The organism is Algoriphagus sp. TR-M9 (assembly GCF_027594545.1).
Lineage (GTDB): Bacteria > Bacteroidota > Bacteroidia > Cytophagales > Cyclobacteriaceae > Algoriphagus > Algoriphagus halophytocola.
Genome location: NZ_CP115160.1, coordinates 2,250,179 through 2,271,570 on the forward strand (window position 1 = coordinate 2,250,179; position 21,392 = coordinate 2,271,570).

The 21,392-nt window shown below is 42.8% G+C and carries 18 protein-coding genes and 1 riboswitch; of the genes, 9 read left to right on the plus strand and 9 right to left on the minus strand.

Features of this window, described 5'->3' with window-relative positions:
• Positions 1-100: 100 nt before the first annotated feature.
• From PBT90_RS09770 to dprA, 7 genes are all read left to right on the plus strand, one after another.
• Positions 101-481, plus strand: a complete 381-nt coding sequence (locus tag PBT90_RS09770) for an STAS domain-containing protein (RefSeq protein WP_264810246.1) — start codon at positions 101-103, stop codon at positions 479-481.
• On the plus strand, positions 478-1,395 hold the full coding sequence (locus tag PBT90_RS09775) for a ribonuclease Z (RefSeq protein WP_270132993.1): 918 nt from the start codon (positions 478-480) through the stop codon (positions 1,393-1,395). Before PBT90_RS09770 ends, PBT90_RS09775 begins: the two co-directional genes overlap by 4 nt.
• Positions 1,392-2,183, plus strand: a complete 792-nt coding sequence (locus PBT90_RS09780) for a queuosine precursor transporter (RefSeq protein WP_264810249.1) — start codon at positions 1,392-1,394, stop codon at positions 2,181-2,183. Before PBT90_RS09775 ends, PBT90_RS09780 begins: the two co-directional genes overlap by 4 nt.
• Positions 2,184-2,626: 443 nt before the next feature.
• Positions 2,627-4,357 carry a DEAD/DEAH box helicase gene (locus PBT90_RS09785; protein WP_264810250.1) on the plus strand — a complete coding sequence of 577 codons (1,731 nt, stop codon included), beginning with the start codon at positions 2,627-2,629 and terminating at the stop codon, positions 4,355-4,357.
• A 78-nt stretch (positions 4,358-4,435) separates the two neighbouring features.
• Positions 4,436-5,140: a 16S rRNA (uracil(1498)-N(3))-methyltransferase gene (locus tag PBT90_RS09790; RefSeq protein ID WP_270132997.1), complete on the plus strand. Its 705-nt coding sequence runs from the start codon at positions 4,436-4,438 to the stop codon at positions 5,138-5,140.
• An 85-nt stretch (positions 5,141-5,225) separates the two neighbouring features.
• Positions 5,226-5,579, plus strand: a complete 354-nt coding sequence (locus tag PBT90_RS09795) for a MerR family transcriptional regulator (protein WP_264810253.1) — start codon at positions 5,226-5,228, stop codon at positions 5,577-5,579.
• Complete coding sequence (dprA, locus tag PBT90_RS09800) at positions 5,560-6,678, plus strand: DNA-processing protein DprA (protein WP_270133000.1); 1,119 nt, start codon at positions 5,560-5,562, stop codon at positions 6,676-6,678. The genes PBT90_RS09795 and dprA overlap by 20 nt, the downstream gene beginning before the upstream one ends.
• Here dprA and PBT90_RS09805 read toward each other — a convergent pair whose 3' ends face one another.
• Positions 6,679-7,530 (minus strand): hydroxymethylglutaryl-CoA lyase, encoded by an 852-nt coding sequence (locus PBT90_RS09805; protein WP_270133003.1) that lies wholly within the window; start codon positions 7,528-7,530, stop codon positions 6,679-6,681. It lies immediately after the preceding gene.
• 329 nt (positions 7,531-7,859) lie between these two features.
• Here PBT90_RS09805 and PBT90_RS09810 point away from each other — a divergent pair, with 329 nt between their 5' ends.
• The gene (locus PBT90_RS09810) at positions 7,860-8,381 is read left to right on the plus strand and encodes a hypothetical protein (protein WP_270133006.1); all 522 of its coding nucleotides are present in this window, start codon (positions 7,860-7,862) and stop codon (positions 8,379-8,381) included.
• A gap of 74 nt (positions 8,382-8,455) precedes the next feature.
• On the opposite strand, the gene metF is transcribed toward PBT90_RS09810, so the two are convergent.
• The 6 genes from metF to PBT90_RS09840 form a co-directional block, all read right to left on the minus strand.
• Positions 8,456-9,409 (minus strand): methylenetetrahydrofolate reductase [NAD(P)H], encoded by a 954-nt coding sequence (gene metF, locus PBT90_RS09815; RefSeq protein ID WP_270133009.1) that lies wholly within the window; start codon positions 9,407-9,409, stop codon positions 8,456-8,458.
• On the minus strand, positions 9,406-12,102 hold the full coding sequence (metH, locus tag PBT90_RS09820; RefSeq protein ID WP_270133012.1) for a methionine synthase: 2,697 nt from the start codon (positions 12,100-12,102) through the stop codon (positions 9,406-9,408). Before metH ends, metF begins: the two co-directional genes overlap by 4 nt.
• A 4-nt stretch (positions 12,103-12,106) precedes the next feature.
• Positions 12,107-13,159 carry a homocysteine S-methyltransferase family protein gene (locus PBT90_RS09825; protein WP_264810262.1) on the minus strand — a complete coding sequence of 351 codons (1,053 nt, stop codon included), beginning with the start codon at positions 13,157-13,159 and terminating at the stop codon, positions 12,107-12,109.
• Between the two features lie 65 nt (positions 13,160-13,224).
• Positions 13,225-13,323: riboswitch (SAM riboswitch) on the minus strand.
• A 91-nt stretch (positions 13,324-13,414) separates the two neighbouring features.
• On the minus strand, positions 13,415-14,731 hold the full coding sequence (locus tag PBT90_RS09830; protein WP_270133016.1) for a hypothetical protein: 1,317 nt from the start codon (positions 14,729-14,731) through the stop codon (positions 13,415-13,417).
• 67 nt (positions 14,732-14,798) lie between these two features.
• Entirely contained in the window at positions 14,799-19,055 is a 4,257-nt protein-coding gene (locus PBT90_RS09835) for a PAS domain S-box protein (RefSeq protein WP_264810266.1), read from the minus strand.
• Positions 19,056-19,273: 218 nt separating this feature from the next.
• The gene (locus tag PBT90_RS09840) at positions 19,274-19,423 is read right to left on the minus strand and encodes a hypothetical protein (RefSeq protein WP_264810267.1); all 150 of its coding nucleotides are present in this window, start codon (positions 19,421-19,423) and stop codon (positions 19,274-19,276) included.
• A 112-nt stretch (positions 19,424-19,535) separates the two neighbouring features.
• Between PBT90_RS09840 and PBT90_RS09845 the strand changes: the two genes are divergently transcribed.
• Complete coding sequence (locus PBT90_RS09845) at positions 19,536-19,856, plus strand: YbjQ family protein (protein ID WP_270133021.1); 321 nt, start codon at positions 19,536-19,538, stop codon at positions 19,854-19,856.
• A gap of 20 nt (positions 19,857-19,876) precedes the next feature.
• On the opposite strand, the gene PBT90_RS09850 is transcribed toward PBT90_RS09845, so the two are convergent.
• Together PBT90_RS09850 and PBT90_RS09855 are read right to left on the minus strand one after the other, a co-directional pair.
• Positions 19,877-20,155: a (2Fe-2S) ferredoxin domain-containing protein gene (locus tag PBT90_RS09850; RefSeq protein WP_320055350.1), complete on the minus strand. Its 279-nt coding sequence runs from the start codon at positions 20,153-20,155 to the stop codon at positions 19,877-19,879.
• Positions 20,119-21,372 carry a DUF819 family protein gene (locus tag PBT90_RS09855; RefSeq protein ID WP_264810272.1) on the minus strand — a complete coding sequence of 418 codons (1,254 nt, stop codon included), beginning with the start codon at positions 21,370-21,372 and terminating at the stop codon, positions 20,119-20,121. The genes PBT90_RS09850 and PBT90_RS09855 overlap by 37 nt, the downstream gene beginning before the upstream one ends.
• Positions 21,373-21,392: the final 20 nt, after the last annotated feature.

A 21,392-nucleotide genomic window follows, 5' to 3' on the forward strand; every position in this document is an offset into this window, starting at 1 on the left:
TGCCTAGTCAGTAGACAGGCATCACCAACAAGTTACCCACTGGAATGATTATAGCAAAGGCAAGATTCCGTGTGACCATTTAAAAACAAATTATAAACAGATGAAATATTCTATTGATAAAAAAGAGCAGTACGTCATCTTCACCCCACAGGAAGACAAATTAGACTCATTGCTAGCCCCTGTATTGAAATCCGAATTGCTTACCATACATGCAGAAGGATTTGAAAATTTGGTTTTGGACATGAGTCAAGTAAAGTATGTGGACTCTTCGGGACTGAGTGCATTACTAGTAGGAGATAGAGAATTTGGGAAAAATGGAGGAGTTTTCATTATTTCCAACGTGCAGGATCACGTCATGAAATTGCTAAAGATCTCCATGCTTGATAAGAAGCTGAACCTGGTAAGTTCCCTTGAAGAGGCCAGTGAAGCTATTTTCATGCATACTATAGAAAATGGTGAAGAAGAGGAGGAGGAAGGTTGATCACGGACTTTGAAGTCACCATATTAGGAAACACCTCCTCCATCCCAGTTCATGGAAGACATCACACTGCCCAAGTCGTTAGATTTGGGCAGGATTTTTTGTTATTGGACTGCGGGGAAGCCATGCAGCTTCAGGCCCGAGCTTTCAAGATTAAAGTTTCGAAGATCAACCACATTTTTATTTCTCACCTACATGGAGACCATTATTACGGATTAATTGGTTTGCTCTCCAGCTATAGTTTAGGCAAACGAACCACCCCGCTCCATATTTATGGGCCTAAAGGACTAGATGACATCATCACTACCAATTTCCGGTACAGCAATACGAAGCTTCCCTTTCCGCTCCACTTTATAGAGACCAAGGATAATGGGCTAAACCTCCTTTTAGACGAAAAAAAGTATGCTATTTACAGCTTTCCGCTCAAGCACCGGCTTCCCACCACGGGTTTCCTGATCCGAGAAAAGGTAGGCTTGAGAAGTATGGTCAAAGAGAAATTACAAAAGGCTCCCCTCCCCTATGAAGCCATTAAATCCTTACGGGATGGGAAGCATTTTACAGACGAAAACGGTAAAACATATAGTGTAGAAGAGTTTACACACCCATTACCAGCTTTGCGAAGCTATGCCTATTGCTCTGACACCATCTTTCATCCAGAACTGAAAGCTTATCTGGAAAATGTGGATCTGCTTTACCACGAATCCACTTTTATGGAGGACAATTTGGAAAGAGCAAAAACCACCTTTCACAGTACGGCAAAACAAGCAGCTGAAATCGCTAAATTATCTCAGGTAAAAAGGTTGCTTCTGGGACATTTCAGCTCCAGATACACCCAGCTGGATCCCCTGCTACATGAAGCCCAAAGTGTTTTCCCTAATAGTATTCTAAGCGAAGAAGGCCAGACCTATGCCCTATGAACAAGCCAGAAAACTCCCGTAAAACTAACCTCTTCATCATTTTGGGAGGGATTTTTTTAACCAACGCCATCCTGGCAGAAATCATAGGGGTAAAGATTTTCTCAGCCGAGAAAACTTTAGGATTTACCCCTGTGAACTGGTCATTTTTCGGAGAGTACATCCTTGATTTTAATTTGACTGCAGGAGCGGTGATTTGGCCGGTAGTATTTATCACTACAGATATTATCAATGAATATTTTGGAAAAAAAGGTGTCCGGAAAATCTCCTTTTTAACGGCAGGACTTATTGCCTATGCTTTTGTTGTCATCAGTCTGGTCACTGCTTTGACTCCGGCGGACTTTTGGCTGGACGTAAATGCCACCACACCTGATGGAGATAATTTTGATATAAGCTATGCATTCAACACTATTTTCAGACAGGGATTAGGGATTATTATAGGTTCTTTGACCGCTTTTCTTCTAGGGCAGTTGATTGATGTATATGTGTTTCAAAAACTCAGGTCGATCACCGGTGAGAACAAGATTTGGCTTCGTGCTACTGGCTCTACTTTGGTCAGTCAGTTTATAGATTCTTTTGTGGTACTTGGAATCGCATTTTACGTTTTTGGTAACTGGAGCCTAAGTCAGATTATTGCCGTAGGCATCATGAATTACATTTACAAGATGACGGTAGCGATAGTGCTGACTCCCCTACTCTATGTAGGGCATGGCCTCATTGATAAGTACCTGGGCAAAGAGCTTTCTGCAGAGATGATAGCAGAGGCAAGCGAGGATAAATCATTTCTGTGATCGGGGACGGGGAGATTATTATACTGGTCATGTATTCATTCCCGAAAATGGAATTATAGAAGGATCACTATTCAAATAAAGCTATACAGAATATTTCACGGCCGGGATGTGACGCAAAAGAACCCCGCAGCATGATCCCCCGAATCTTATAATGTAAAGTTGCTTTTCGGGTAGCAAAGCGTATCCAGCTATAGTTGAACCCCCAAAATAATCCTTGGGAATCCTAAGCTACTTTACTCAAAACGAAATATTTTTCTCCTAAATCGCTCAAATTTTACCGATTATTCTAAATAACTTTGAAGTACAGTTTGGAATTCCAAATTATTAATCATACTTTTGCACCGTCAATAAGACATAGAACAATTTTTCGTGCCGTGAATTCCTTACTGTCGCTTGTCGGGATATTTACTAGGACCGAATGGCAGGGAAATTAAGGAAACATCATGGATCAAACACTCAAGTTCTCAGACTTGGGAATTTCTGCGGAAATTCTTAAGTCCGTGGAAGAGATGGGCTATACCCAACCTTCCCCAATTCAATCACAAGCTATCCCTTTCGTATTGCAAGGTAGAGATGTCATCGGACAGGCTCAGACCGGTACTGGTAAAACAGCAGCTTTTTCTATTCCAATCATCGACCTAGTCGATCCGGATTTCAACAAACCTCAGGCTATTATCCTTTGCCCTACCCGCGAACTTGCTGTTCAGGTAGAAGGAGAAATCCAGAAATTGGCAAAATACCACCGCGCAATCAATTCAGTGGCGATTTACGGAGGTGAGTCTATCGACCGTCAGATCAGGGTACTGCGCAAAGGCGTACAGATCGTGGTAGGAACTCCAGGCCGTGTGCAGGATCACATCAACCGTGGTACTTTAAAACTAGACACGGTAGGTATCCTAGTATTGGACGAAGCAGATGAAATGCTGGATATGGGCTTTAGAGACGATATCGAAGCGATTTTGCAAGAGATGCCTGAAGAAAGACAAACCGTTTTCTTCTCCGCCACCATGGCCAAGCCTATCATGGACTTGACCAGAAAATATCAGACTAATCCTGAAATCGTTAAGATTGCCAAAAAGGAGCTGACGGTATCCAATATCGAGCAAACTTATTATGAAGTCAAAAATCCTTTGAAACTGGAATTGATGGCTCGCTTGATGAACGTACACAACATCAATCTCAGCGTAGTATTTTGTAACACGAAACGCATGGTGGATGAAGTTACGGAAGGTTTGATGTCAAGAGGCATTGCAGCCGATGCCCTTCATGGCGACCTTTCGCAGGCTCAGCGTGATAAAGTAATGAACAAATTCCGTAAAGGACTTTGCTCCGTACTAGTGGCTACAGACGTAGCAGCAAGAGGTATAGATGTGGATAACGTGGAAGCTGTATTCAATTATGACCTGCCTCTTGATGAAGAATATTACGTGCACAGAATCGGTCGTACCGGCCGGGCAGGTAGAGATGGTAAGGCGATCAACTTCGTGACTGGTCGTAGAGATGGATTCAAAATGCGTGACCTAGAGCGCTATACCAAAGCGACCATTACCAAAATGTCCCCTCCTTCCATGGCAGAACTGATTGAGTTGAAAAAAACACAATTGGTAAAAGACGTGGCTACTCAGTTGGAAAAAGAAGAAGACAACCAGCTATTCGAAGAGACTATAGGACAGATGCTTGCAGAAGGAATGACGCTTGACCAAGTGGCTGTAGGACTAGCCAAATTGGTTATGGGAGATTCTGTAAAAGAAATGAAAGAGCAGAACTTCAGCCTTGAATCTTTTGGAGACAGAAGAAGAGAAGGCGGACGCGATGGCGGACGTTTTGAAAGAGGTGGCCGTGGCGAAAGAGGCGGAAGGCCCGAAAGAGGCGGAGAAAGAAGAAGAGAGTTCAGCAGCAGAGAAGGTGGTAGAAAACCTCAGCGTGTTCGCGAGGCGAATATGACCAGACTTTTCTTGAACCTAGGCAAAAAAGACAGAATCCGTCCAAATGATATCGTAGGTGCGATTGCTGGTGAAACTGGCGTACCTGGGCGTAGCATTGGCGGTATAGATATATATGACAACTTTTCCTTTGTGGACGTACCTTCAAAAGACGCCGATCAGGTGATTAAAGGCATGAAGAACAATACCATCAAAGGCAAGAATGTCAACATGGAAATATCAAAAGGTTAATAGGTTATAAGGTTTATTTGGTTTAAAGCACTTTTCTTCACTGAAAAGTGCTTTTTTTGTGCTTTAGTTTAAGTGAACATGCAGCTTTTTTTTCAAGAAAACATCAATACGCCCACGTTTGATCTGGAACCGGATGAGTCGAAACACTTATGCAGGGTGCTGCGCAAAAAAACCGGAGATCAGGTCTTTGTCACAGATGGAAATGGGCAGTTATTCGAATGCATGATTATAGATGCCAATCCCAAGAGAACATCCTTGGAAGTTCGTAGGCATCATGAAGTGCCCGCAGACAGTTTCCATATACACCTCGCCATAGCTCCTACCAAAAGTCCGGACCGAATGGAATGGATGGTGGAGAAAATCACAGAAATCGGCGTTCATGAAATTACCCTTTTCGAAAGTACTAATTCTGAGCGTAGCTATCTGAAAACAGATCGCCTAGAGAAAAAGATCAAGGCGGCCTGCAAGCAAAGCTTAAAATACCGAGTGCCTACGCTTAATCCGATCAGAAAATTAAGTGAGATTTTGGAATCAGCAGAATTTAACGAAGGGCAAAAATTCATCGCCTACGTGGATGAAAATCACGATAATCACCTGTTGGATTTGGCGGAGCCAAATTCATCCTATCTCATTCTGATCGGTCCAGAAGGTGATTTTGATGAGAAAGAAATCAATACAGCGATAGAAAACGGCTTCAAACCAATATCTTTAGGTAAGTCTAGATTGCGAACGGAGACCGCAGGACTCTCAGCTGTGCAAATGCTGCAAACACTAAACCGCTGAAAAATTCGTTTTTTAGCCAGCGATAGAAGATAGTTGTGAAAAAGTAGCGCATTTTCATTAATTTAGAATTTAGCCAATTTTTACCGTGCCGTACAAAGAGCGAGAAATAGAAAAAAAATACCACTCCATAGGAGAAGTTGCCCAGATGTTCAAGGTAGCTCCATCTCTCATTCGATATTGGGAAGGGGAATTTGACATCATACGCCCCAAAAAAGACCGGAAAGGAAACCGTCGATACACCAAGGTAGATATCCAAAAAATCAAGTACATCTACCATCTGGTCAAGGAGAAGGGCTATACCTTACAGGGGGCTCAGGAAGTCATCAAATCTGGAAAGGAAGCAGGCTTTGACAAGGTACAGGCGGTTCAAAAGCTACAAGAAATCAAGGATTTTTTAATCGGTATTCGGGATCAGTTTAATGCAAAACCAGGAGCTTGAGGATTTACGCTACTATTTAGCACTTGCCCTTGCTCCTAAAATCGGTCCTGGAGTATTCAAAGCCATTATTGCATACTCAGGTTCGGCCCAGCATTTCTTCAAACTTCCTAAAGGAAAGGTATCCAAAACTCCCAAAGTCGGCGAAAAACTAATTGCTCTTCGAAATCAAGAACATGAACTGCTCCGCAAAGCTGACGAATTGATTTCGGTCTCCCTCAAGAAGGATTTTACCATCCTCACTCCTTCACATCCTAGCTTTCCGAACCGGTTTAAGCAGCAGGAGGACAGTCCTATTGTTCTATTTTCCCAGGGGCAAAGTAACTTGAATTTTGAGCGATCAGTAGGCATAGTAGGTACACGGAGCGCCACTTCCTACGGAAAAACTGCTACCCGAAAAATCATTGAAGATCTGGCTATTTATCAGCCTACCATAATTTCAGGCTTAGCTTACGGGATAGACATAGAAGCACATCGGGCCGCATTGGCTTTAGGATTACCTACGATCGCAGTACTTGGTTCGCCCATAGGGCGCATTTACCCCGCAGTACATAAAAAAACTGCCGAGGCTATCCTAGATACTGGCGCGGTCATCAGTGAATATCCGCCCGATAGCAGCATGGTTCCGGGAAATTTCCCTGCTAGAAACCGAATCATCGCAAGCCTCTCGGATGCCCTGATCGTGGTAGAGGCGGCAGAGAAAGGAGGTGCATTAATCACCGCAGAAATAGCCTATAGCTATGACAAAGATGTTTTTGCTGTACCGGGAAATCTACAATCCCAATATAGCGAAGGCTGTAACCTGCTCATCAAAAAAATGAAGGCAAACATCTACACCGGCCCTAATGATGTGGCAGAAGCATTATTCTGGAGTAAACCCGGAGAGGTGAAAGCCCAAAAGCCTAAACTGAATCTCAGCAATAGAGATAAAGATGAGGTCACTATTTTGACTTTGCTTCAAGAGCAAAGTGAATTGGAAATTGATAGCCTGAGTATAGCATCCGAAATTCCTCTGGGTTTGCTCTCATCAAAACTGTTAGCCCTGGAGTTTGAAGGAATAGTGAAATCTTTGCCCGGCAAAAAATATAAATTACTACTTTAGTCAAGGGTTAAACACAAAAGGGATCAGCTTCATCGCTTCTGCCAATTCAGCTTTGTTCAGCTCCAGCTGCTGTCCTCTTGATTCCAAAAATTCAATTAAAGATTCGGTAGGCAGATTTCCTACTAGATCATCTTCAGCCATAGGACAACCTCCAAATCCTTGCAGCGCACCATCAAATCTAAGACATCCTCCTAGCAAGGCAGCAGAGACCTTCTCTTCAATTTTTTCTGGCCTGCTGTGTAAATGAGCTCCAAACTCAATCTGTGGAAAAGCATTTACCTGCACGGAAAACAACTCAGTGATCAACTCAGGAGTGGCCACACCAACTGTATCCGAAAGTGAAATGATCTTGATACCTAATTGATTTAGTTTTTGGACAAATTCAGCAACCAATTCAGCAGAATAAGGATCACCATAAGGATTCCCAAAGCCCATGCTCAAGTAAACCACCATAGTTTTACCGGCCACCTCACAGCGGTTTTGGATTTCTTCAACCGTTATTAATGCCTCCTGAATACTTGCATTAGTATTCCGCTTCTGAAAAGTCTCCGACACGGAAAGCGGGAAGCCCAAAAAATCAATTTCCGGAAATAGCATTGCATCCTCAGCTCCTCGAAGATTAGCCACAATAGCTAACAACTTACTCTTAGAATGATGCAAATCCAATAAGCTAAGCACTTCCTCCGTATCGCGCATCTGCGGGACTGCCTTTGGGCTTACAAAACTCCCAAAGTCAATCGTATCAAATCCAACTTCCAGTAATTGATTGATATAAGCCGCTTTGATGGCAGTATCTATAAAAACAGAAATTCCCTGCATCGCATCCCGCGGGCATTCAATAATTTTAACCATACCCGAAGATACTAATCTTAGATTTACCCGGAATTAATACAAAGATGAATCATTCCAAATGGACGGTAAATACGCTGAACTCTTATTGAGATCTGACCTAAAATGGGGAAATATGGGTAATATTTTTCATGTTCCGTGCAATCAATCGAAGGTCTAAGATTCTGACAACACAATACAACTTAACACAATAACCACTGATTATCAGCGATTTAATAAATTACCACATCAAATCTACCCGCTCCAACGACATATTGGAGCCTGTATTGCACCTTAGCAAATAGATTTAACCACTAAAAACCAAAAGTTTAAATACTAAACCAATCTAAAAAATGAAAACTCAAGCAACACTACTTATCGGAGCAGCCGTGCTGGCAGTCACATCCTGCGATACTAAAAATTACACAGAAGAAGATCGTGTCCGTGTGACTACAAATCTTGAAAATTATGTAGATAGCGTAGAAAACGCGGTGCAGTTTGTCCCTGTTCATAACTGGGAAAAAATAGATGAGCGCTACGATAGTCTAGATGACAGAGCAGAAAAAGTTTACAACGACCTGAAGGCAGAAGACGATAACCTGGAAATGATTGAGGAGCGTTACGAAACCATGGTAAAAAACGCCAAAACTGAATCAGAAAACTTCGAAAGAACAGCCGAAATGCACATGAACAATGTGGAAACCTGGTGGGATAAAACTACTGCTGACGTAGAAAAAGGCACTAAAAACACCGCTGAAGACATAGAAGATGCTACCCAAGAAAGCTTGGACTGGCTAGAGAAAAACTTTGACAAACTAGGAGATGAAACCAAAAAGAAATACGAAGAAATCTCCATGAAATTAAACAAAGACTAACCAACCTTTTACCATGCAAAAAGCCTTCTGATCCATCTCAGAAGGCTTTTTTTTTGATAGTTCAGCCTGGGTTCCTAAAATATTTCCTTGGCAATTTTATAAGTAGTCTGAGCCTTACTCATGGTATAAAAGTGCAGCGATGGTACATTTTTACTCACCAGCTCTTTGCACTGCTGTATAGCCCACTCTATTCCGACTTCTCTCACTTCAGCATTGTTTGTACACTTCTCCAGTTCATCCATTAGCTCATCAGGAAGATCCAAAAAGAACGTCCTTGGCAGCATGGTAATCTGGCCTAGCGTAGAAATAGGTTTGATGCCTGGAATAATAGGCACATCAATACCCGCTGCTCTCACCTGATCCACAAACTCAAAGTATTTTTTGTTGTCAAAGAACATTTGAGTTACAATATATTCTGCTCCCCTCTCTACTTTTTCCTTCAGATACTTCAGATCAAATTTCATAGAAGGCGCCTCGAAGTGCTTCTCAGGATACCCGGCCACTCCTACACAAAAATCCGTTTGAAAACCAATTTCAGTCTCTTCGTGGAGATACCTACCTTCGTTCATTCTCATGATCTGCTCTACCAGTTCACTCGCATAGCTATGCCCTTCGGCTTCAGGTATGAATTTGCCTTCAGTCTTAGGTGCATCGCCTCGCAGGGCCAGTACATTTTCCACACCTATGAAATTGAGGTCAATCAGCGCGTTTTCTGTTTCTTCTTTGGTAAATCCTCCGCATAGTATGTGTGGAACTGCATCTACCTGAAATCTATTCATGATAGCTGCACAGATCCCCACAGTCCCGGGACGCTTTTTCGTGCTTACTTTTTCCAGAAGACCACTGGGGTGCTTTTTATAGATGTATTCCTCCCGGTGATAAGTCACATCTACAAAAGGGGGCTTAAAATCCATCAAAGGAGCTATCCCCTCTAGCAATTCATTTAGACTTTGGCCTTTTAGAGGCGGTAATATTTCAAAGGAAAAAAGCGTTTTATCGGCTTTTTCCAGATGCTCAGTAATTTTCATGAAGTAGTTTCTACTAAGGTTAGGTTAGGTTGATAGGCTAAATTTGGAGAAAGCAATCGCTCAGCATCTCTGAGGGAAATCCCTTTCCGTTCTGCATAACTTGCGACTTGATCCGCTCCTATTTTGCCTAGTCCAAAGTATTTGCTTTCCGGGTTGGCAAAGAAATAGCCAGAAACCGACGAGGTCGGGTACATCGCGTAGCTAGAGGTCAACTGGATCCCTGCTTCCTTTTCCATATCCAATAGTTTGGAAATGGTTTCCTTCTCGGAGTGTTCAGGGCAAGCAGGATAGCCGGGAGCAGGACGTATTCCTACATATTTTTCACGGATCAAGGAATCATTTTCCAGGTTTTCGGTAGGAGCATAACCCCAATATTCTTTTCTCACCAATTCATGTAAGTACTCCGCTGCAGCCTCTGCTAAGCGATCTGCTACAGCTTTGAACATTATATCATTGTAGTCATCACCAGCTTTCTGAAACTCCTCCAGCTTTTTCTCCATTCCTATTCCAGAGGTCACTGCAAAACAACCAAGGTAATCCTGCTTCTCCGGATGCAGGTAGTCTGCTAAAGAGCGGTTTGGAACTCCCTTGCCTTTTTTACCTTGCTGGCGCAAAAAGTGAAAGGAAGCCGTTTGGTCTCCATTTTCATCCAATACAGCTACGTCATCGGCTGAGCGCTGCACCGGATAAATACCAAAGACAGCATTGGCCGAAAGCCATTTCTCTGCGATCGCCTGATCCAGCATGGCATTGGCTTCATCAAAGACTTTTTTAGCCTCATTTCCAACTGTAGGATCATTGAAAATCTTAGGATATTTACCACTAAGCATCCAAGTGCTAAAGAAAGGTGTCCAGTCTATGTATGCTCTTACCTTATTCAGATCCAGATCCGTAAGTACAGTCTTGCCGAGTTTTTTAGGAACTTGAACCTCATTCAAACCCCAATCTATTTCTACCGGATTTGCCTTGGCTTCCTCGTAGGAAACCAGTTGTTTTACGGATTGCTTGGCTTCGTGATCAACGCGGAGTTGACGGTAAATCTCTTTATATTTTAGCCTGTATGCTTCCTTAGTTTCCTCAGAGATTGCTTCTCCGGCTATAGGCACAGACTTACTTGCATCCATCACATGGATCACCGTACCGGAATAAACCGGATCAATCTTTACTGCAGTATGGATTCTGGAAGTAGTAGCTCCACCGATCAAAAGCGGGATTTTGATTCCCTGACGCTCCATTTCAGAGGCTACATTGACCATTTCGTCCAAAGATGGAGTGATCAGACCACTTAGACCTATGATATCCACTTTGTTTTTTACAGCCTCATCTATAATCTTCTGTGCATCTACCATCACTCCCAGATCTATGATCTGATAGCTATTACAAGCCAAAACAACCCCTACTATATTTTTACCAATATCATGCACATCTCCTTTCACTGTAGCCAGTAGAATTTTTTTCAAAGAAGATTCTTCCTGCCCTTCCTCTGGCAAAGGCATAAATGGCTCCAGGTAAGCTACTGCTTTTTTCATCACACGGGCAGATTTTACTACCTGAGGAAGGAACATCTTGCCCTCACCAAATAGGTCGCCCACCACGTTCATTCCATCCATTAGAGGCCCTTCTATTACTTTTAAGGGATTCTTCAGTTCCAGTCTTGCCTCCTCAGTATCCTCTATGATATAATCCAGAATACCTTTCACCAAAGCATGCTCCATACGCTTAGCTACGGGCTCTGATCTCCAAGCTTCATCCGCTACAGCCTTTTTTCCGGAAGATTTCACTGTCTCAGCAAAGTCCAAAAGACGTTCTGTGGCATCCTCTCTGCGGTCAAAAAGCACATCCTCTACCCGTTCCAAAAGATCCTTTGGAATATCATCGTATACCTCAAGCATGGTGGGGTTTACGATACCCATATCCATTCCGCTTTTGATGGCGTGGTAAAGAAATGCCGCATGCATTGCCTCCCGTACAGGATTATTCCCTCGGAAGGAAAAACTCACATTACTCACTCCCCCGCTGACTTTAGCCCCTGGAAGATTAGCTTTGATCCACTGGGTAGCTTCAAAAAAGTCTAGGGCATTTCTTCTGTGCTCATCCATTCCGGTCGCAACCGGAAAAATATTGGGATCAAAAATGATATCCTGACAGTTGAATTTGACCTGATCGACCAGTATTCTATAGCTTCGCTCACAGATTTCAATTCTCCGCTCATAGGTATCTGCTTGTCCAGCCTCATCAAATGCCATCACTACCACAGCTGCTCCAAATTTCTTGATTGTTTTTGCCTGCTGTACAAATTCCTCCTCTCCATTCTTCAGAGAGATAGAGTTGACTATTCCTTTGCCCTGCACACATTTCAGACCAGCCAAAATAATCTTCCATTTGGAACTATCGATCATGATCGGTATCCGGCTGATTTCAGGTTCGGATGCGATCAAGTTCAGGAATTTCACCATGGCAAATTCCCCATCAAGCATACCCTCATCCATGCAAACATCCAGCACCTGCGCGCCACCTCTCACTTGATCCAGGGCCACTTCCAGCGCTTCATCGTAATTCCCATTCAAAATCAGACGGGCAAATTTCTTCGAACCTGTAATATTGGTCCGCTCGCCAACATTTACAAAGTTGATTTCGGGTGTGAACACTAAGGGCTCCAGGCCCGATAGCTTCAAATAATTATTACTTTCCATCTTCTCAGTCCAACGTTTCTTCTAATTCTTCTTGATTTAATTTTCTAGGCTGATAATTGCCTGCCAGCTGCGCCAAAGCTGAAATATGCTCAGGTGTAGTGCCACAGCAGCCTCCTAAAATATTCAGCATGCCTTCTTTCAAAAAGTCCCTGACCTGACTAGCCATTTCTTCGGCATTTTGATCATACTGGCCAAACTCATTAGGCAGTCCCGCATTAGGATATGCACTCACATAAAAAGGTGCCTTATTAGCCAAAACTTTCAAATAGGGTCTCAATTCTTTGGCTCCCAAAGCACAGTTTAAGCCTACAGAAAGTAAGGGCACATGCGATACGGAGATTAAAAATGCCTCTGTAGTCTGACCGGATAAGGTGCGTCCAGATGCGTCTGTGATGGTACCTGAAATCATAATCGGAATCCCGCCTTCCCTTGGATCAAGCGGAATTTCTCTTTCTTCAAAAACCTCCTGAATAGCATACAAAGCTGCTTTTGCATTCAGGGTATCAAATATGGTTTCAACCAACAAAATATCAGAACCTCCATCCAATAAGCCTCTTACCTGCTCTGAATAGGCCTCTGCCAATTGGTCAAAAGTAATGGCTCTATAGCCCGGGTCATTGACATCGGGAGACAGAGAAGCTGTCCTATTGGTAGGGCCTATAGCACCTGCCACAAACCTAGGTTGATCTGGATTCTTTTTGGTAAATTCCTCCGTAATCTCTCTGGCTATTTTGGCTGACTCCAGATTAATGGCGTAGGCAAAATCCGAAAGATCATAATCAGCCTGGGCAATGGTAGTAGCTGAAAATGTATTGGTTTCTATGATATCCGAGCCGGCCTTGAGGTATTCAGCGTGGATGGCTTTGATAATATCTGGACGACTTAATGACAGCAAATCATTATTCCCCTTCAGAGCTTTGGGATGATCTGCCAGCTCCGGAGTTCTGAAATCCTCCTCCGTCAGCGTATAGCGCTGAATCATAGTCCCCATAGCTCCATCAAGGATCAAGACTCGTTTTGAAAGTTGCTGAAGTAGGGATTCCGTTCTGTTTTGCATTTTGTAATTTTGTTAATCAAAAAGCTAATCGAGCAAAACACGGAGGTGAGTACGAGGTACCTGTCCGCTCATCTGTTCCCGGATTTCCGAGATGGGAGTTAGCACCTTGTTTACAGGTTGCTAAGACGTCGTTGGGCCCTTCCCTCAGTCTTTCTCGATAAGCTGCTCAAAGTTAATAGCATTTTAGAAATAAAACAGCCTTATTAGACAAAAGGGTAATTATATCAGGCCGCAAAAGGCTCGCAGCTCTAGGCGTCAGGGCCTTACCCCAATTCCAAAGGACAAGTATGGAGCTGAAATGTAGCTGGCCATATCGACTTCGGCTAGTCTATATCTCCCGAGAGGAAGTTCATAACCTGCAGCAGCGGTAAATACCAGGTCAAAAAACTTACGCTTGGTCATCGGCAATCCATATTCTACAAAAACTTCAGGCTTGAGCATTAATCCACTGTTTTTCAGATAGCCATCGAAATACCGCTGTTCAAAAAGCTCTGCAAAATCAGGTTTATCCGTACTCAGATTCGTATATCGGATATTGCCATATCCTAATCCTGCCAAAGCTCCAATACCAAAATTCCGGTATTGAATGGGCTTGTATCCCATATTGGCATATACTCTAAGACTGTTTAGGGAATGCTTCTTAGTGGAATTTGCATCTCCACTCAAAGCCAGATTGTACAGCTCCGCACCGTAAAGCAAGCCTTTTGTTTCTCCGGTAATTTTTAGTCCCCAGTTAGAAGGCATCCCATCTAGTGGCTCCAGATCAGCTTCTTCCAAATACGCGTTAAACTTCTCTGCATGAGTAAAATGGATCCCTCTTATTAAAGAGATACCAATACCGGCGTCTTTGTAGAAGAAATTTCGGTCTGGCAAGGTAATTCCAGCTCCGACTCGTATAAAAGCGCCACTTTGAGTATTGTCAAAAGCCACCCCAGCCATCTCCCAGTTACCTTCTATAGGGCTAAACGAATAACCGAGCTGACTGATGATCTGAAGAGCCTCTGGTCGTCCGGGTAAATCAAAATCATAGGATAGCTGAAAACCAATTTCAGTTAGAAAATTGCCGTAATGCTGGCTTCCTTTTTGGATGTCCTGCTCACGGAGAATAAATCCTTCTTCAGGGGAGATTAAAAATTCCTGTAAATTATCCGGCTGCTCTTTGGGCATCATCTGGAAATTCAGATACCCCACCCCCATGGACATGTAATGAATCAACTGGAAATTTGACTCTTCTGTGAGGGCATAGCCGATATTCAGCATAGCTCTGGAGGTTCTATAGTTTATCCTGAACTGGTCAAACTCACTCACAGCTCCCCTATTATGCAGTAGTTCCAATCCTAGCACAAAGTCATTGATTCTGGCCTGATAGCCTAACCCCAGCGTGTTATACCTATTTCTAAGACCAGATAATCCCCGATCGGCTAGCATATCATCTATCTGATTCAGCTTGGCCCCCGAGGTACCAATCACCGTATAGAAGGTGGATCTTTTGGTAAGCAACTTCTGGGCAGAAGCTGAAACACTGATCAGGATGAAAAAAATCAGAAAATTAATTCTTTTAAAAAGAGGCATTGAGTAATTGATAGTTGTTTAGTCAGCAAGACTTTGTCCTTGGGGCAAAATTAATGCTAAACCGCTCTCAATTCTGATCTTTTGTATGAAGATATTCGGTTAATTTTTCATAGAGGGTTTCCGGGGTAAATGGTTTAGGTACAAAATCATTAATTCCTATTTCCATCATTTCCTCACTTATTTCGTGATAGGAAGCCGCCGAAAGCAAAAGTATAGGAACATTTTTTTTATCATCGTCAGCATGTTCCCGAATTAATCTTGCTGTAGAAAAACCATCCAAAACAGGCATTTGAATATCCAAAAGCACTATATCAAACTTTTCTTGCTCAAATACATCTATTGCTTCTTGCCCGTTAGAGGTTACCACCAGATTACCGGAGTTCCACTTTTTAAGGAATTTTTTGATCAAGATCTGATTGACCATATTATCCTCAGCCACCAAAATAGATGCTTGCGGCAAAGCTTTAGCTGTATTCATTTCTTTTTTGGACTCCTGGCCCACTGAATCATCCACTTTTCTAAATTTCAATTCAAATTTAAATGTAGTTCCAACACCAAGGCTGGAATGCACATCGATCTTGGACTCATGAAGCTCGAGTAGTTTATTGACTATGGTTAGCCCTAAGCCGGTACCCCCAAACTTTCTGGTAATCGAAGACGATGCCTGTGTAAAGGCCTCAAATATAGTAGGGATTTTAGATTCAGGAATACCTATGCCTGAATCCTTTACACTAAATCTGATCTTTAAGCCGGCTTTCCAAGCGTCTACCAGTTCTAATTTGATTTCGATCTGTCCCTTTTCTGTAAACTTTATGGCGTTTGACAGTAAGTTATTGATGATTTGACCGATACGCACCGGGTCCCCTACTACTTGTCTTGGAATTTTATCATCAATCAGCGCCAGTACCTTCAGATTCTTTTCTTTGGCCTGAAAACTATGTGTATGCACAATTCTATTCATGCTTAACCTGAGGTCAAAAGGCACATGCTCCAGACTTACCTTGCCGGATTCTATCTTACTGAAATCAAGAATATCATTGATCAATCCCATCAGGTTTTCAGCAGAAAACTGCAAGGTTTGCAGATTTTCCATTTGGTCGGGTCTAGGGTCTTCTTCCATTAGAAAGTGCGCTAAACCTATCACCGCATTCATTGGAGTACGAATTTCATGCGTCATTACTGATAGAAACTGGGATTTGGCCTTTAATGCCTGTTCCGCATTTTCCTTTGCCTTATAGAGATCTTTTTGTGCCTGTTTCAGTTCAGAAATATCCCTGGCTATGCCGGTATAGAAATTGCCCTCTCCTCCTTTACCGGGGACTAATCTTCCGTTAGAATTGAAAACCCTGAACTGTCCGTTTTTATGCATCAGCCTGAATTCCAGAAACTGATTTTCCTGCAGAAATTTCTTAGAGTCTGACAGCATATCGTTGAATACACTCAAATCCTCAGGGTTCAGATATTGGAAAATGGATGTCCCTATGACCTCTTCTGCCTCATACCCCAGAAATTGTTGGACATTGGGAGACACATAGTACAATTCAAAAGTCTCTGTCAGGGAAAAGATAATTTCTGTCGACTCTTCCACTAAGCTTCTATACTTTTCTTCAGAATAGACCAGATTTTCTTTCGCCTCGAACTCATCGGTAATATCCCTGACCAAGCTGAGTACAAACTTCACTTCATCATTTTCAATTATGGGCCGGAGTGTTCGGTGGTAATGGCGATCCTTGAAAGGAAACTCCGTTTCCACGATTTCCCTTTTGAAATAAACTCTATCTAAAATGGGGGCCAAATTCGAAGCGCCCGTGACAGAAGCTTCAGTGATCAGCTTCCCTTCAAAGTCTTCGGGGGATAGATTCCAAAAATCGAAATTCGTCCCTTCTGCCAAAATGTACCTTCGGTCACCATCCAGCAGAAAAACATTCGTTTTCGGAATATTTGATGCCAAGATCCTATACTGCTTATCTTTTTCCCGACGCAGTTCCTCCAGTCTTTTTCTATCGGTAATATCCTGAAAATAGCCCTGATGGAGAATAATCCGATCTGCATCTTCGCGGATATCCACAGTTCGGTCTTCTACCCAAGTAAAGGTCCCATCCGGCTTCATAATTCTATACTCTCCGGAAAATGAAGGAATATTGGAATCAGATTCAAGTTTAGAGGTGTATTCTTGGATTTTGGCCACGTCTTCCGGATGAAGCAATTCGAGCAGAGATTTCCCTAGTAAGTGCTCGGCTGAATAACCATACTGACTGATATTTTCAGATATATAGCTGATTTCAAAGTTTCGCTCTGGCTTTACGCTGAATAGTACAGCAGGGCTGTTTTCCACTATCAGCTGTGCCTTCCTGGCGATTTTCTCGCTTTCGTACTTGTCAGATAAATCCCTCATTATAAATGAGTAACCAATCCTATCACCAAGTTCAGATTGAATAGATTTTATAGATATTTCAAATGGACTAGACTGTGGGCCATTTTCTATATAGCGTACATTTTTCCAAATGTGCCCATTGACTAAAGCGCCGACTAAATCAGGTAAGGATTCATTTTCCTTAAACAGGATCTGGATCAGATTGGTCAGATAGGGCTTGCCCTCCAAATCACCTTTGGATCCCCAAATGCTTTCAGCTGCCTCATTTTTATAAATCACATGAAGTCCTAGATCAGTCACAAGTATAGGATCGCTGACCTGGGCTAATATCTGGCTTTGGAGTTTAAGATACTCCTCCGAAGCCCGCTTATGCGTGACATCATTGCAAAACCCGAAAACCTCAATCGTCTTGGTCAAATGGTTTTGCTCTGCATCAATTTCAAAGTGTATATAGGAGGTTTTCCCTTCGGCACTGGTAATTTCAAAATCACCCGATGATTTCACTCCTTCGTTGATGGCCAACTTGAGCTTGCTCACAAACTCCACCCGAGTGGATTTATCAATTTTATAGACCAACGTAGCAAAGTCCGCTGAGTCCAAATCACCTTCAAAGCCAAACAACCTTGAAAGACCTGGCGAAATGTAAAAGCGTTGTTTGGAGGTACTAAAACGCCAAGAACCAGACTTGGAAAGTAATTCAGTAGTCGCCAACAACTTCTCGTTTCGCTCCATTCTTTGCGTGAGCGAATAGTTGTCATAAGTACCCGCAAGCATGTCTGCAAGCTGTCGTAAAGCCCGCACATCTTCATTTTCTATTTTTTCTCCTTGCGGACAAAGGACGATTACACCTCGCAGTTGCTGATTGGCAAACATAGGGATCAAGGACACCTGAAGCCCCTTTAACAAGGTAGAGATAACAGTGGAGTCCTTTAAAGCCTCCAGGTTTTCACGGACCAAAAGCCTTAAGGATAACTTCACGCTGGATTCTGGAAAGCTCCCCGCCTCAGACAGCATTTCCAGCCTTTGAGTATCTAAGTTTGAAACCAAGATCTGAGCATATCTAGCCTGCACATATTCTATGAGGTATTGCAGGGATTCCTGGAATAAATCCCCCATTGACTTTGAGCGGGATTTCAACAGAATGACAGAAATTTGACTGAGAAAATTCTCACTTTTCAATCTACGCTCCAGCGCTTGATCTGCCTGCACATACTCGGTGATATCTCGGGAACTCAGCAATACTCCATTAACTATAGGGTCATCCAGTAGATTTTTGGCATAGGATTCCAGGTATATTTTTTTTCCATGTTTATTCAGAAACCAAAGATCAATAGTGAGTTCACCCTTGGTCTGAAATACCTCCTCCAAGTCTCCTTTGACCACTTTTAGGTCTCCTGAGTCCATAAAACTCCAGATACTTTTTCCTAACAAATCCTTGGCAGGAAACCCTAGCCGCTCACTGGCAATGGCGCTGATAAACTTGAATTTCCCATTTTCATCAAGAATTGAGGTCAAGTCGTGGCTATTGGAAATAATCCCTTGGACATAATGCAGCGCTTTGTAAAAGTCCACCTGCGAATGGAGTAGTTCCGGTTCTTTTTCTGCAATTCTAGGGTTTGAAACTTCATGACCCCTTACGATCATGAACCGATCGGAATAGCTAGAGGGAAGATTGATAAAAGCCCATTCTATTCCCCTCAGGTTTCCTTCTTTATCCGGCAAAGGTTTGTATAAGTGTTTGGTCGGCGCCACACCGCCATTAAAAAAAATGTCTAAAAGCTCCTCAATTTCCTCCGATGCAAAAAGTGCTCTCCATGAATCCCCAATAGGTTTATATTGCTCGGTGAAGTACTTATTACAAAAAATTACCTCCTCAGAATCTATAATAAACAGGGGATCCTTTATTTCATTGAATACATCTGAAATATCAAACTGCTTAAATATACTCATAGGGTGGTAAACCGTGCTCTAGTGTGTTCATACAAAGTCTTGAGACAAGAATCTAATCCAATATCGTAAATTCAATGAAAGATTTTAACAATTCTTTCCCAAAAACAACTAAAAACATATATCCGTATTGTTGTTTTTTTATTGGACAACTAAGTTTGGCTCCCTGCTCGATTCCTTTGGATTTCAATTCTTAGAAAACTTCATGCGTATATCCGCTTTTACGGCAGTAAAGAGCCTAAAGTAAAATAGGGTATGCTAAACTTAAGAATAGAGGCTACTTCAGCCTGTCCCGCTACTGCGGGAGTCTTCAGTCTTCTGACCAGCTGAGCAAAGAGATAGTAGTTACTGGCATCATTCCGTATATCCATGAAATTTTTTCCGTCCCAGAATACCTAGAAACTAACTCCCATATTTTTTGGGAAATCTTTTTTTTAGCATTTTCGTGAAGATTCTTGACATTTTTCACTAAAATAAAACAACATGATTGTCACTACCACAAACTCACTGGATGGCTATTCCATCACAGATTACCTTGGAATAGTATCCGGCGAAACCATCATCGGAGCCAATGTATTTAAGGACTTTTTCGCTAGCATCACGGATATCGTAGGTGGAAGATCAGCCGCATACGAGCGTGTGCTGAGAGAAGCAAAGGCTACGGCCATGTCCGAAATGGAAATGCAGGCCCGGGCTTTTGGCGCCAATGCAATAATAGGAATAGACTTGGATTACGAGACTATACGCGACGGCATGCTTATGGTCACTGCAAGCGGTACAGCCGTAAAAATCCTTAAGTCATAAACCATAAAAGTCCTGATTGTTCAGGACTTTTTTAGTTGTACCATTACTTTATCCACGTCGGTTTTTTTACAAAAATGATCCCCGACGATCACATTGGGAGCTGTCTTGCACATGTCCATGCATTTGGTTTTGATCAACTTGCAAGTGCCTTTTAACCCAGTAGAATTGCACTGGCTTTTGAGTTCCTTCCCAAGCTTTTTTGCACCCGCTTTTTTACAATCTGAACCGTTGCAAATAAATATCAATTTTCTACTGTGCTTCATTACCCTCCTGCTACTGCCTGCATCATCAATCCACATAGATATGCGCCATAAGTCCCTGCTGCGTATCCTATCACTGCTAGTAGTACGCCCACCGGTGCCAAAGAAGCATCAAATGCAGCTGCCACAATAGGAGCCGAAGCTGCCCCACCCACGTTAGCCTGAGAGCCCACCGCCACATAAAAGAACGGTGCTTTGATAATAAATGCCACTATTAGCATAATCAAAATATGGAATATCATCCAAATAATCCCAACCACGAAAAGTAGTGGATTATCCAGTACCGCACCCAAATCCATCTGCATACCTATAGTAGCTACCAGCACATAGAGTAATACACTACCCATCCTAGATGCCCCTGCCCCTTCCAGATTCCTGGCTTTGGTAAACGAAAGCATCAGACCTGAGGTGGTAGCAATTACCACAATCCAGAAAAAAGCTGAATCCAATGAGTATTGCTTCAGGGAGGGATAATTTTCAGCGATGAAAGGAGCAATCTGATCAGCTATCAAATGTGCCAAGCCGGTGACTCCAAACCCAACTCCCAGGATAGTCATGGTATCGGCAAGTGTAGGGATTTTCATTATACCTTTGCGAAACTCCTCGATTCTGTCTCTTAGCGTATATATTTTAGAGGAATCAGCCTTGAAAAGCTTATCGACTACTTCTGGCTTCGCTGCCCAGTATAAAAGCACAGCCATCCATAAATTGGCCACTAAAACATCCACAGCAATCATCTGGCTGAAAAGGGCTGGACTAGGGCCAAAAACCTCGAGCATGGCCGTTTGATTAGCGCCTCCTCCTATCCATGAACCCGCAATGGTGGACAAGCCTCGCCAGACTTCCTCTGGCCCGCTACCCCCTAGCAGCTCAGGTGCAAAAGTCCCCACAGTAAGCAAAGCAAGTGGTCCGCCCAGCATAATGCCCAGCGTCCCTGCCAAAAACATGGTGATCGCCTTCGGCCCTAATTTCAAAACTGCCTTGATATCTATACTAATGGTGAAAAGAACCAAGGAAGCTGGCAACAAATAGCGACTTGCTACGGCATATAAACCGGAGGATTCGCCTGAAATCAGTCCAAAAGTATTGGCTAAGGCAGGGATAAAATAGCAAAGCAGAACGGTAGGTACTACACTATAAAACTTTTTCCAATAGTTATTGCTACTGGCTGAAGTGGCGAAAATCAATGCCAGTATGGCCATTAATAAGCCAAAAACCACGGCATCGTTCGTGAGCAAGGGAGTTTGTTCTTCCATTTATAGTTGGGTAAGGGACT

Coding starts and splice junctions, on each gene's coding strand:
- PBT90_RS09810 (WP_270133006.1), top strand. CDS start 7,860: ATGAAAACTCAAGCAACACTACTTATCGGAGCAGCCGTGCTGGCAGTC.
- PBT90_RS09840 (WP_264810267.1), bottom strand. CDS start 19,423: ATGGATATACGGAATGATGCCAGTAACTACTATCTCTTTGCTCAGCTG.
- PBT90_RS09770 (WP_264810246.1), top strand. CDS start 101: ATGAAATATTCTATTGATAAAAAAGAGCAGTACGTCATCTTCACCCCA.
- PBT90_RS09845 (WP_270133021.1), top strand. CDS start 19,536: ATGATTGTCACTACCACAAACTCACTGGATGGCTATTCCATCACAGAT.
- metF (WP_270133009.1), bottom strand. CDS start 9,409: ATGAAAATTACTGAGCATCTGGAAAAAGCCGATAAAACGCTTTTTTCC.
- metH (WP_270133012.1), bottom strand. CDS start 12,102: ATGGAAAGTAATAATTATTTGAAGCTATCGGGCCTGGAGCCCTTAGTG.
- PBT90_RS09850 (WP_320055350.1), bottom strand. CDS start 20,155: ATGTGGATTGATGATGCAGGCAGTAGCAGGAGGGTAATGAAGCACAGT.
- PBT90_RS09855 (WP_264810272.1), bottom strand. CDS start 21,372: ATGGAAGAACAAACTCCCTTGCTCACGAACGATGCCGTGGTTTTTGGC.
- dprA (WP_270133000.1), top strand. CDS start 5,560: ATGCAAAACCAGGAGCTTGAGGATTTACGCTACTATTTAGCACTTGCC.
- PBT90_RS09785 (WP_264810250.1), top strand. CDS start 2,627: ATGGATCAAACACTCAAGTTCTCAGACTTGGGAATTTCTGCGGAAATT.
- PBT90_RS09790 (WP_270132997.1), top strand. CDS start 4,436: ATGCAGCTTTTTTTTCAAGAAAACATCAATACGCCCACGTTTGATCTG.
- PBT90_RS09825 (WP_264810262.1), bottom strand. CDS start 13,159: ATGCAAAACAGAACGGAATCCCTACTTCAGCAACTTTCAAAACGAGTC.
- PBT90_RS09805 (WP_270133003.1), bottom strand. CDS start 7,530: ATGGTTAAAATTATTGAATGCCCGCGGGATGCGATGCAGGGAATTTCT.
- PBT90_RS09835 (WP_264810266.1), bottom strand. CDS start 19,055: ATGAGTATATTTAAGCAGTTTGATATTTCAGATGTATTCAATGAAATA.
- PBT90_RS09780 (WP_264810249.1), top strand. CDS start 1,392: ATGAACAAGCCAGAAAACTCCCGTAAAACTAACCTCTTCATCATTTTG.
- PBT90_RS09830 (WP_270133016.1), bottom strand. CDS start 14,731: ATGCCTCTTTTTAAAAGAATTAATTTTCTGATTTTTTTCATCCTGATC.